The organism is Halomonas sp. SL18_1, from assembly GCF_055755715.1.
This window is the reverse complement of the sequence record NZ_JBVTRK010000001.1, coordinates 1368432-1380133: the sequence shown is the minus strand read 5'-3', so window position 1 is coordinate 1380133 and position 11702 is coordinate 1368432. Positions and strand designations below refer to the sequence as shown.

At 59.1% G+C, this 11702-nt stretch carries 9 protein-coding genes and 2 pseudogenes; 5 read left to right on the top strand and 6 right to left on the bottom strand.

Annotation, left to right across the window (positions count from 1 at the left end):
* Positions 1-138 precede the first annotated feature (138 nt).
* The 5 genes and pseudogenes from ACSJDS_RS06995 to nirD all read left to right on the top strand — a co-directional run bounded on the left by ACSJDS_RS06995 (position 139) and on the right by nirD (position 6265).
* Positions 139-543, top strand: coding sequence for an ANTAR domain-containing response regulator (locus ACSJDS_RS06995; protein ID WP_473032636.1), 405 nt, complete (start codon positions 139-141; stop codon positions 541-543).
* 9 nt (positions 544-552) lie between these two features.
* Positions 553-1619 (top strand): annotated as a pseudogene (locus tag ACSJDS_RS06990) (CmpA/NrtA family ABC transporter substrate-binding protein).
* 321 nt (positions 1620-1940) lie between these two features.
* Positions 1941-3226, top strand: a pseudogene (locus ACSJDS_RS06985) (NAD(P)/FAD-dependent oxidoreductase).
* Positions 3223-5736, top strand: a complete 2514-nt coding sequence (nirB, locus tag ACSJDS_RS06980; RefSeq protein WP_473032635.1) for a nitrite reductase large subunit NirB — start codon at positions 3223-3225, stop codon at positions 5734-5736. Before ACSJDS_RS06985 ends, nirB begins: the two are co-directional and overlap by 4 nt.
* A 154-nt stretch (positions 5737-5890) precedes the next feature.
* The gene (nirD, locus tag ACSJDS_RS06975; protein WP_473032634.1) at positions 5891-6265 is read left to right on the top strand and encodes a nitrite reductase small subunit NirD; all 375 of its coding nucleotides are present in this window, start codon (positions 5891-5893) and stop codon (positions 6263-6265) included.
* Between the two features lie 76 nt (positions 6266-6341).
* Here nirD and ACSJDS_RS06970 read toward each other — a convergent pair whose 3' ends face one another.
* The 6 genes from ACSJDS_RS06970 to ACSJDS_RS06945 all read right to left on the bottom strand — a co-directional run bounded on the left by ACSJDS_RS06970 (position 6342) and on the right by ACSJDS_RS06945 (position 11561).
* The gene (locus ACSJDS_RS06970) at positions 6342-6827 is read right to left on the bottom strand and encodes a VOC family protein (protein WP_473032633.1); all 486 of its coding nucleotides are present in this window, start codon (positions 6825-6827) and stop codon (positions 6342-6344) included.
* Positions 6828-7089: 262 nt separating this feature from the next.
* Entirely contained in the window at positions 7090-8121 is a 1032-nt protein-coding gene (locus ACSJDS_RS06965; RefSeq protein ID WP_473032632.1) for a restriction endonuclease, read from the bottom strand.
* A 117-nt stretch (positions 8122-8238) separates the two neighbouring features.
* Entirely contained in the window at positions 8239-8796 is a 558-nt protein-coding gene (locus tag ACSJDS_RS06960; RefSeq protein ID WP_473032631.1) for a hypothetical protein, read from the bottom strand.
* Between the two features lie 138 nt (positions 8797-8934).
* On the bottom strand, positions 8935-9372 hold the full coding sequence (locus ACSJDS_RS06955) for a hypothetical protein (protein WP_473032630.1): 438 nt from the start codon (positions 9370-9372) through the stop codon (positions 8935-8937).
* Positions 9373-9552: 180 nt separating this feature from the next.
* Complete coding sequence (locus ACSJDS_RS06950; RefSeq protein WP_473032629.1) at positions 9553-10752, bottom strand: hypothetical protein; 1200 nt, start codon at positions 10750-10752, stop codon at positions 9553-9555.
* A gap of 95 nt (positions 10753-10847) precedes the next feature.
* Positions 10848-11561 (bottom strand): hypothetical protein, encoded by a 714-nt coding sequence (locus ACSJDS_RS06945; protein ID WP_473032628.1) that lies wholly within the window; start codon positions 11559-11561, stop codon positions 10848-10850.
* Positions 11562-11702: the final 141 nt, after the last annotated feature.

Below are 11702 nucleotides of genomic sequence, written 5' to 3'. Positions count from 1 at the left end.
GGAGGCCCTGATCGCCGAGGGCCATGAGGTCATCTGTCGGCTGCAGAGCCCGGCCAGCCTCAACGAGATGGTCGCGCGTCACGAGCCCGACGTGGTGATCATCGATATGGAGTCCCCGACCGCGACACCCTCGACAGCATGGCCCTGCTCAACCGCGAGAACCCGCGTCCGGTGGTGTTCTTCGCCGACCAGCACGACCCCGACACCATGCAGGCGGCCCTCAAGTCGGGGGTCAGCGCCTATGTGGTCGACGGACTGGTGGCCGGCCGAGTCAAGCCGATCATCGAAGTGGCCATCGCCCGCTTCGACGCCTTCCAGTCGCTGCGCCGCGAACTCGACCAGACCCGCAACCAGCTCGCCGACCGCAAGCGCATCGAGCGCGCCAAGGGGCTGCTGATGAAGCACCAGGGCTGCGACGAGGAGCAGGCCTACCGCATGCTGCGCAAGCTGGCCATGGACCGCGGCCAGCGTATCGCCCAGGTAGCCGACAGCGTCATCGATGTGCTGGAACGCCTGACGCCCCCATCGTCCGAGCCTGAATAGGGATTCCCCATGAGTGTGACATCGACTCCCCCTCCCCACCGCCACCCGACGGCCAGGCCGCTGCCCCCTGAGCTCGACCGCGTGACCCTGGGCTTTATCCCGCTGCTGGATGCCGCCCTGCCGGTGATCGCCCGCGAGCACGGCTTCTTTGCCGAGCAGGGGCTAGAGGTGACGCTATCCCGGGAGAACGCCTGGTCCACCCTGCGCGACAAGGTCGCCGCCGGCCTACTCGACGGCGCCCAGATGCTCGCCCCATGCCCTTGGCCATGAGCCTGGGCCTGGAGCGCGCGCCCTGCGACACCCTGGCGCCGATCACCCTGTCGCGCAACGGCAATGCCCTGGTGCTGTCCAGCGCGCTTGCCGATGCCTGTAACGTCAGCCTCGATGACGCCCCCGAGACCAGCGCCAGGGCGCTGGCCCGCGGGCTGGGCGAACAGGCCGAGCGGCGGCGACCGCGCCTGGCCATGGTCTACCCTTTCTCCTGCCAGCACTATCAGCTGCGCGACTGGCTCACCCTCGGCGGGCTCGACCCGGACCGCGACGTGGAGCTGACGGTGCTGCCGCCGCCGCGCATGGCGGATGCCCTGGAGGCCGGCGAGATCGACGGTTTCTGCGTCGGCGAGCCCTGGGGCAGCCTGGCCCAGCATCGCCAGACCGGGCGCATCATCGCCACCGGCGCCCAGCTCTGGCCAGACGCTCCGGAGAAGGTGCTGGGCGTGACCCGCTCCTGGGCCAGACGCTATCCCGCCACCCTGGCCGCGCTGATTCGGGCGCTGATGGCGGCCAGCCAGTGGCTCGGCGCGGCCTTGGCCCATCGCCGCCAGGCCCGAGACTGGCTGGCGCTGCCGCCCTATCTCGACCGCTCGGTGAGCCATCTCGACACCCTGCACCTGGACAGCGTCCCGATCCACCAGCGCCTGTGCGGCGCCGGCGTGCTGCGCCCCGATATCGAGGCCATGGGGCGGGTGGCCGAGGCGCTGAGCCGCCACCTGGAAGGCCGCGGCCGCTCACTGGACATTCGCACCCTGCACGAGTGCTACGCCCCCGTGCATTTCGATGCCGCCATGCACCAGTGATGTGCATGGCATCCGCCGCGCGGCGCGCTCCGGCCCGCGCCACTCCTCTCCAATCCCTTGAAAGAAAAAAACAAAACCGTGCCACACGGCATCTTGGCCGGTTTCTTGATAGGTGAAGGGCAGCACGGTGATCAAAGGCGATCACCCCTGACGACACACGAACGCATCGGACGAAGGCGTCCCAGCGCACCCTCCCCCGGGAGGCGACGCGCCGGGGCGCCTTCTTTCGTTGTCGCCACCCCTTTTTACTCAGCGGAGGTGCCTGAGCATGCATCAAGCCCCCATCCAGCGAACGAGCACCTGGTCATCGTCGGCAACGGCATGGCAGGCCACCGGCTAGTGGAAGCACTGGCCGGCAAGCCGGGGCGGCCAGCGCGCATCACCGTGATCGGCGACGAACCGGACCCGGCCTACAACCGTATTCTGCTCTCCCCGCTGCTGGCCGGCGAAATGGCGCGTCCGGCGCTGACCCTGCACGACAGCGACTGGTACGCGGACCAGGGGATCGACCTGATCCTCGGCGAGCGGGTCACCGACATCGACCGCGCCGCACGGCGCCTGACCACCGACAGCGGCCGCACCCTCGACTACGACCGGCTGGTGCTGGCCACCGGCTCCCGCCCGGCCCGCCCCCGGTGCCGGGGCTCGAGCTGCCCGGCGTGGAGGTGTTTCGCGACCTCCGCGACGCCGAGGCCCTGATGCGCTTCGGCCAGCATCGGGCCGCCAAGGGCGGCCACGCCGTAGTGATCGGCGGCGGCCTGCTGGGCCTGGAAGCCGCCGAGGGGCTGCGCAAACGGGCACAGGGCAAGCGCGCACAGGACCAAGGCGGCCTGCAGGTGAGCCTGCTGCAGCGGGACGACCGCCTGATGAATCGCCAGCTCGACCTCACCGCCGCCCGGCTGCTCGAAAACGAGCTGCGCGGCCGCGGGCTCGACATTCACACCGACGCCCGGCTCGAACGCCTGGAGGCCGGCGCCGACGGCCGCGTCGGCGCCGTGCACCTGGAAGACGGTACCCGGCTGCCCGCCGACTGCGTGGTGGTGGCCATCGGCATCGTGCCCAACGTGGCGCTTGCCCGCGCGGCCGGGCTCGAGGTCAACCGCGGCATCGTCGTCGATGCCTGGCTCACCACCAGCGACCCGGCCATTCACGCCCTGGGCGAATGCTGCGAGTTCGAGGGCCAGACCTTCGGCCTGGTGGAGCCCATCTGGCGCCAGGTCGAGGTGCTCGCCACCCACCTCGCCGGCGAGACGGTGGACGGCTATGTCGACACCCCCTGCGCCACCAAGCTCAAGGTCAGCGGGGTCTCCCTCTACGCCTTCGGCCCCACCGAGCCCGACCCTGACCACGAGGTGCTCAGCTATCGCGACCCCCAGCAGGGCGACTACCGCCGCCTGCTGCTGAAAGACGGCCGCCTGGAGGGCGCCGTGCTCTACGGCGACACCGCCGCCGGCCCCTGGTACTTCGAGCAGGCCCTGGCCGGGCGCGATCTCAGCGCCGGCCGCGCCGGCCTGCTGCTCGGCGCCGCCGACGCCCAGGCGCAGCTCGACGATGCCGCCGACGCCGCCACTGATTCACCGCACAGCCCCGCGAAGGAGGCCGCATGAACACGCCCGCTAAACCGCAACTGATCGTCATCGGCAACGGCATGGTCGGCCACCACCTGGTCGAGCAGCTGGTCGAGCGCGGCGCCACCGAGCGCTACGCCATCACCGTGTTCGGCGAGGAGCGCCATCTGGCCTACGACCGCGTGCACCTCTCCGAGTACTTCAGCGGGCGCGACGCCGAGTCCCTGGCGCTCTCCACCGCCGACTACTATGCCGAGCACGGCATCGAGCTGCGCCTTTCCGAGGCGGTGTTCGCCATCGACCGCGACGTCAGCGAGGTGGTCACCGACCAGGGTCGCTACCCCTACGACCGCCTGGTGCTGGCCACCGGCTCCATCCCCTTCGTGCCGCCGATTCCCGGCAACGACCGCGAGGGCTGCCTGGTCTACCGCACCCTGGAGGACCTCGACGCCATCCGCGAGGCCGCCGAGACCGCCACCACCGGCGTGGTGGTGGGCGGCGGCCTGCTCGGCCTCGAGGCGGCGGGCGCCCTGCGCGGGTTGAACCTCGATACCGCCGTGGTGGAATTCGCCCCGCGCCTGATGCCCATGCAGGTGGACAGCGAAGGCGGCGAGCTGCTGCGCGAGAAGATCGAAGCGCTGGGCGTGCAGGTGCTCACCGGCCGCGCCACCCAGGAGATCGTCGACGGCGAGGCCAGCCGTCACCGCATGGTGTTCCAAGACGACAAGGTGCTGGAGACCGACCTGATCGTCTTCTCCGCCGGCATTCGCCCCCGCGACGAGCTGGCCCGCGACAGCGGCCTGGAGATCGGCGAGCGCGGCGGCGTGGTGATCGACGACCACTGCCTGACCAGCGACCCGGCCATCCTGGCCGTCGGCGAAGTGGCACTGTGGAACAACAGCATCTTTGGCCTGGTCGCCCCCGGCTACCAGATGGCCAAGGCCGCCGCCGTCACACTGCTCGAAGGCAATGAGCCCTTCAAGGGCGCCGACATGAGCACCAAGCTCAAGCTGATGGGCGTCGACGTAGGCTCCATCGGCGACGCCCACGGCGACCGTACCCCCGGCGCACGCCAGTTCCGCTTCCTCGACCCCATCAAGCAGCAGTATCGCAAGCTGGTGGTCTCCAGCGACGGCAAGCGCCTGGTGGGCGCCATGCTGGTGGGCGACAACAGCTACTACGACACCCTGCTGCAGTACTACGCCAACCGCATCGACCTGCCCGAGGACCCGGCCTCGCTGATCCTGCCGGCCGGCAGCGACGCCGCCCCCGCGCTGGGGCCGGATGCACTGCCCGACACCGCCATGATCTGCTCCTGCCACAATGTCACCAAGGGCGACGTCTGCGCCACCATCGACGCCGGCGCCGAGGACCTCGGCGCGGTGAAGGGCGACACCAAGGCCAGCACCGGCTGCGGCGGCTGCGCCGCCCTGCTCAAGACCCTGGTGGACCACGAGCTGGAGAGCCGCGGCGTGGAGGTCGACAAGTCGATCTGCGAGCACTTCTCCCATACCCGCCAGGAGCTCTACGACATCGTGCGGGTGGAGGGCATCAAGACCTTCAGCGAGCTGATGGAGAAGCACGGCAACGCCGACACCCACGGCCTGGGCTGCGACATCTGCAAGCCGGCGGCGGCCTCGATACTCGCCTCCTGCTTCAACGAGCCGATCACCGACGCGGCCCATATTCCGCTGCAGGACACCAACGACACCTTCATGGCCAACATGCAGAAGAACGGCACCTACTCAGTGGTGCCGCGCATCGCCGGCGGGGAGATCACCCCCGACAAGCTGGTGGTGCTGGGCCAGGTGGCGCAGAAGTACGACCTCTACACCAAGATCACCGGCGGCCAGCGCATCGACCTGTTCGGCGCCCGCCTGGAGGACCTGCCGTCGATCTGGGGCGAGCTGATCGAAGCCGGCTTCGAGACCGGCCACGCTTACGGCAAGTCGACCCGTACCGTGAAGTCCTGCGTGGGCAGCACCTGGTGCCGCTACGGCGTGCAGGACAGCGTGGGCATGGCGATCGAAATCGAGCACCGCTACAAGGGCCTGCGCGCCCCCCACAAGCTCAAGTTCGCCGTTTCCGGCTGCACCCGCGAGTGCGCCGAGGCCCAGAGCAAGGACGTCGGCGTGATCGCCACCGAGAACGGCTGGAACCTCTACGTCTGCGGCAACGGCGGCATGCGCCCCCGCCATGCCGAGCTGTTCGCCACCGATCTCAGCGACGAGGAGCTGTTCCGCTACATCGACCGCTTCCTGATGTTCTACATCCGCACCGCCGACCGCCTGCAACGCACCTCGGTATGGCGCGAGAACCTGGAAGGCGGCCTGGACTACCTCAAGGAGGTGATCCTCGAGGACAGCTTAGGGATAGGTGAGGAGCTGGAGCGTCAGATGCAGGCCGTGGTCGACACCTACGAGTGCGAGTGGGCGGGCGCCATCAGCGACCCGGAGAAGCTCAAGCGCTTCCGCAGCTTCGTCAACGACGCCCGCCCGGACCCGGACATTATCTACACCACCGAGCGCGGTCAGTTAAGGCCCGCCTAATGGCATCCAGGCCCTTATGGGAGGCCGGCTCTGCCGGGCGAAGCCTCCCCCTTTGTGGGAGGCCGGATCTACTGCCCCCCCCTTTGTGGGAGGCCGATTTATCGGGCGAAGGCGCCGTCAGGCGCCCTTTGTCGACCGAACCAGGAGTTTTTTCATGACCACCGCTACCGCAGCAGCCAACACCATGACCCAGACCTGGCAAACCCTCTGCACCCGCACCGACCTAGTGCCCTACTCCGGCGTCGCCGCCTGGGTGGAAACCCCGGAAGGCCCCGCACAAGTCGCCGTTTTCTACCTGCCCGGTCACGCCCAGGAGCTCTACGCCATCGACCACCACGACCCCTTCTCCGGCGCCAACGTCATCGCCCGCGGCATCGTCGGCGACCTCAAGGGCCAGCCGGTGGTCGCCTCGCCGATCTACAAGCAGCACTTCCGCCTGGAAGACGGCCAGTGCCTGGAGGACGAAGCCGTCACGCTGCGCACCTGGCAGGTGAGCTTCAAGGGCGATGAGGTATGGATCGAGGCGTGAGGTTTCGGCCTACTGGAAAGAAAAAAGCCGCCGACGCATGAAAAGCGTCGGCGGCTTTGGATAAGCCCACCCCATCTCAACCGCGAAGCGCTGCCTCGATCTCGGCGATGTCGATTTTCCTCATCGTCATCATGGCCTCGAACGCCCGCTTGGCGGCGGCGCGGTCGGGACTGGTGAATGCCTTCGTCAGCGCGATGGGGGTAATCTGCCATGAGATGCCCCACCTATCCTTGCACCACCCGCATTGGCTCTCCTCGCCGCCATTGCTGACGATGGCGTTCCAGTAGCGATCCGTCTCCTCCTGATCTTCGGTCGCCACCTGAAACGAGAACGCTTCGCTATGCTGGAAGGCAGGCCCGCCGTTCAGCCCGAGGCACGCAACGCCCAGCACGGTGAATTCGACCGTCAAGACGCTCCCCTCCTTCCCCGCTGGGTAATCCCCAGGGGCCCGGTGCACCGCGTCGAGCGATGAATCGGGGAAAGTCTCGGCATAAAATCGTGCGGCTTGCTCAGCATCGCCATCGTACCAAAGGCAGATCGTGTTCTTCGCCATGTGCTTCATGATCAGCTCCCTTCTGTGGGTGATTGTTGTGGGTGACAATCTCATGTCGAACGGAGCTGCTCGAAATCGACAGGGGTGGTGGGTAGTCACATGTGAGCCGATATCAAGGTCACCCGAAAGGTCTGGAGCGCGCGGAAGAGCTTGTTAGTTTCAACTAGTAGTTAGAAAGTTGACATTTACCACTGACTGCGAAGCTGCCACCAAACAGGGACTCCACTGACCTCTGGCACAGGAGCCGATATGACTGCGTCAGCCTCGGCTCCTAAGCTGGAGTGGCAGAGCGTAACTGAACAACAGTTGGGACCTCGCAGATTCCCAAGGCCTGCTTGGTTCCCGGTGACAGCCGATCAATTTTTTCTGCGATCCAATCAACCAAACCATAGCCATCAATGACCGTTATGTTATTATCTCCTGCTCGGTCTATAAGGCCCACATCGACTGAGGCCGACGTAACAAAAACTAGGTCATGATCCGAATATTCTGCGGCCGCCAGCCTCCTTATTTCTTCAAGCTGCTTTATCCCATGGATTCCTGACTGACCCTGATGATGCTTTACCTGAACCAAGATTTGGACTGTTACGCATTTATCTGTGCGTGATGCTTTAACATCGGCGTCAGCGTAGCTACCGAGCGCTCTTTTTGACATAATCTCTGCCCGATAACCATCAAGCATCAACAGCTCCTTCACCAATTTCTCCAACCCAATTCCACCCGCGCGCAAATTTGTTTTTCCCGCTTGTATGTTTGCGAGCAATTCTTTCTTGAAAAACTCTTCCTTCTTTGCCACTTCTTCAGCAACAATGCTAGTCCATGAGTAGATTCCTCCGCTCTCAAGAGATTCCAAAGCCTGCTGAATCTCACAGCCAAACTCAGTCAGGTCGTTCACTGTCATTCCTTGAACACGGATCCTACGTTGAAAAGCCTCTGAAAAAGACGCTCTTGGAATCGTCAGTATCTTTCCGTCTTTTCCGCGCGGAAAATGAACTCTACGTTGATTAACACGATCTACATCGGCGTAGGACTCATCAAAAAAAATCGCACCCTCAGCCCGCCCAATGGCAACAGTATATGGCATTGGAGAAACAACAACGTCCCCTTGGCGGATAGCAAAAAAACGTCTAATTTGGTTTGCCCAGCGCCCAATACCATAGGCTGCATTAATACTAGCTATGGCCTGCTCCGCAGTCTCCATCTTGGAAAAATCAAAGCCAGACCACCCAACCCCAACAATAGATTTTTCTACCAAGGCCGGCAAAGTTCTTACCAAGTAGAATTTTTGGGCAAGGCTTTCCATAAACAAACCTCCTATAAGATTAGACTCACCAAGCCACACTAGGCAACCGTAATCTAACCAAAAACCTCATAACTGGTTGATCCGAGGGGTTTTTATGGGTTACAACTAACAATCTTGTTAACTCCAATCTTCCCATCGCTTACCTACTGCATGCCACGGCAATGCAGGTTGGCTTCTAATTTTTCTGCTCTTACCGTTCTGAATGTGATGAGTTTCTATGGTATCAAAGATACGCCTTCCCTTACGATCAAAGCGGACCAGAATAAGAACAAGTGGCTCTGGAGAATTACCCCATTGAGTTCTTACAGCATTTAAATTTTCTTCATGGAAATTGTTATCAGAATAGGAAATAAAGACTGATAGCTCACAGTTTTCCTTGGTTTCATGCAGCTGCCTCACTTCATTTACTTTTTCAATCTTCCTCGGCTCGTACCATTCCCACTCCAGATTGGAAATTACTTTTTCACCGTTATCTTTAATGACAGCGTCAGTTCTATTGCCATGCTCGAAGTACATGAAATACCCAAGAAGATCTGATGCGGTTCTAGCACAAAACCCTATATGTGTTGTCCATTCAGCTCTAGATGCGGTCTCTTTGTGTTCCTTAGTGAGAGGGAAATCTCGATACCAAAGAACATTAAATAACGTTATGAAGTCTTTAGCAATACGTTTCAAATAACTCTGTCTCCGAAAGAGCTAATGCCAAGCTCACCGGCACATATTGCGGAGAGCGTTTTGGTGTAGAATGGAGCGGCGCGACACACACAAAAACATGCGTAGCAATATGTGTCCGCGTGCAGCTTTTTGCTAGATTTAGCCTTTTAGAACTGATACTAAACCTATTACAGCGCCGAGAAGTCCCGTAACAACCCCAAACCAAAAGCTGACCACATCACGCCTCGCTTTCTTCTCATTTCGAATAAGCTCGCGGACATGAAAAACGCCTTTCTCTGTTAATATTTTCTCGGGGCCGTTCTCGTCACCAAAGTCGAATTCTTCATACATTGTTGCATCTTGTGGGGACGGCATGGGAACAAGCAACTTATCAGCTTTTTTCTTGAAATAGCACGTTTTATGGAACTCAATCCATTGCTCTAATTCGTGACATCTCTGGTGTATGTAGGAGATATGACCTTGATCGTCTTCACCTGGCTTGTAACTCGCCTCGACTGACTCTGCTTCCTTTAGAAGCTTGCTCAGGGATTTATTCAATCTAGCAAGCTGACGTCTGTAAGATAGATACTCAATCATAATTCGCCTTGAAATCTGACAGATATTAGATGGCCTCGTTCCTCGCCCAAACCCCGGTTCCGGCACAGTGACCTTATAACTTTCTATGTGCCCACCATAGCTTGAGCCATCGACCAATGGCTTTACCAATCCCCACTGATATCTTGATTACGCGAGACAATCCCCGAAGAAGTGGGCGAATTAAACGCCGTCTATCAGGGGGGCACGCTTGTCCAGATTGGCAACTTTTGTCGTCGAATTAGCTACTTTTCCACCAACGACCGCAGCTAGTGCGATAAACAACCACCACCGCTGGTATCGTTCTTTCTGTTTACTCTCGATAGCCGCAGTTAAATCTTCTTGTTTCGCTTTGGAAGCAACCAGAGTCGGGATAATACATTCGCTAGCTAGTGCAACAGATCGTGTGATCATATATCTGTCTACCAGCACTTCCGGCCCATCAGGGAATGTTCTGCAGAATGCTGAGGGGGTTATTTGGCAAACACCTGATGGCCTAGCGTGTTGCCGAACCCCATTTCCAAGCTCTTCTACAGGGCAAACCGTGCGATTGTAGCGTTCGATCTCATTACGAATTTGGATGATTTCTTTTTCCGGCACCGACATTTTGATGCCAGCGTAGATTTCAGCGCTCTCAGCGGGACCTAGTTGATAGAAAGTGTGCTCCCCATAGGCTGCATATTCATTCAATGTTTGTTGTACATCAGAAGCCCAGGTGCAAGAAAGCGTTTCAGCCAAGCCTTCGGTCTTACAAAACTGATCGTAGCTTCGGACTTGGTTCAATAAATACAAACTCGCTGCTCGGCTTATTCGGTTTTCTTCGGCGAGCCTTGACACGTGACGACTGCCAACAGAATCTACCACGAAAAATACTCCAGCGAGAAGTGCCGTCGCATACCACAAATGATCATAGTAGCCACGGAATTTATCAGTTAGGTTGAAAGTGTCGTAAACAATTATAGTTACACACCACCCCGTTAGCAGACTTACGATTAAAAGAGGGAGCATGCCTAATGGACTCCCTAGGGAACCACCTCCAATATGAAACGAATCTGGAAGATAGTTTATTTGAGGCCATAACCCAGCGACGTTCAAAAGCCCAGGAGCAGCCAGTGCAGCAAAGGCAACGATAACACCACGCCACCGTGCGATCACAAATCCAGCGGCTAAAAGCGCACAAAGTAGAACTATCGAATAGAGCAAAAGGAGAGCCAAAATGGGTATTACTGCCTCTGCGGGAGACCAGTAACTTCCGACTATGCCCCCCTTTTCATTCCGCTCCAAAAAATTAGAAGACGCTAGCCCAATCCCTTCTAAAATCTGCTGAATGCTATACGCCGCACCGTAGAGAAATGCTATGTACGGGAAGAAAAAACTAGACAATTTCGACTCTCACCATATTTTCCATCTAACGCCCGGCTCACGCGCCGGTTTGTAGCCGCGAAGCGGCGGAAAATCGGTCGCTGTGCAGCCGATTGTTATGTATTTTGATCAGAATTTCGTGCGATAGCCCGCTTTGTGAACTGCTCCAAGTCTAACTCGTCTGAAATTCTTATTTGCTCCTCCCAAATATTTAGATTGGCATACGCAGTATGAAAATCCTCCCAATTTATAGGGAAAGTATCGAATTCTTCGATATTTCTCGCGAAACCAAACAATTTATTAACCATAGCCAAGAGCTCGCCAAGGCGATAGAAATAAGAAATCAAATTATGCCTCTGAGGCGTAAAATGCGCGTCGTCTTCGTCCTGAGAGACGTAACTTCGGAGTCGGGCATCGTGAACTTGAAGCCGCATAAGTATTTGAGAGAGGTAATCACCAACATCAGGTGGGGCATGACGAATACATTCTTGGAAAACTGGTTTATATTCTTTAGGAAGTTCCGGAATTTTGAACCTAGGCTGCGCACCAGGTGCTGCGTCCCAACCTTGCTTATAAACGGATGCGCTTTCTTTAAAATAGCCTACTAACTCGCTCAAAGCTGAAGGGAGAAATGCTTTTGATGCGAGGAAGTCACGCTCTCTCTGTCTTTCTGAATTAAAGCGAGAAATATTCAACGCCGTTATGCTGGCGATAAATGCCAATAGCTCAACATTTAAGCTTTGCCAACGGTCCCAAACATTCTGTACGTAAGTCCAATCGCCTCCACCCTGTATCCAAGGGGCCACGAACATGCAGATGAAATAAACCACGGCGACCACGGATACCGAATAGGTCAGCCCCCTGACAAAGTTGTCCGGCTTAAAAAATCTAAAACTCGCCATCATTCACCAGATTTGAGACTTTTTAGTACATAACGCCTGCCATCACCGGTGACAAAACCGGAGCGAAGC

What these genes read in the sequence shown, in the direction of transcription:
- ACSJDS_RS06995 (WP_473032636.1), top strand. Translation starts at nt 139, where the DNA reads ATGGCCCTGCTCAACCGCGAGAACCCGCGTCCGGTGGTGTTCTTCGCC.
- nirB (WP_473032635.1), top strand. Translation starts at nt 3,223, where the DNA reads ATGAACACGCCCGCTAAACCGCAACTGATCGTCATCGGCAACGGCATG.
- nirD (WP_473032634.1), top strand. Translation starts at nt 5,891, where the DNA reads ATGACCACCGCTACCGCAGCAGCCAACACCATGACCCAGACCTGGCAA.
- ACSJDS_RS06970 (WP_473032633.1), bottom strand. Translation starts at nt 6,827, where the DNA reads ATGAAGCACATGGCGAAGAACACGATCTGCCTTTGGTACGATGGCGAT.
- ACSJDS_RS06965 (WP_473032632.1), bottom strand. Translation starts at nt 8,121, where the DNA reads ATGGAAAGCCTTGCCCAAAAATTCTACTTGGTAAGAACTTTGCCGGCC.
- ACSJDS_RS06955 (WP_473032630.1), bottom strand. Translation starts at nt 9,372, where the DNA reads ATGATTGAGTATCTATCTTACAGACGTCAGCTTGCTAGATTGAATAAA.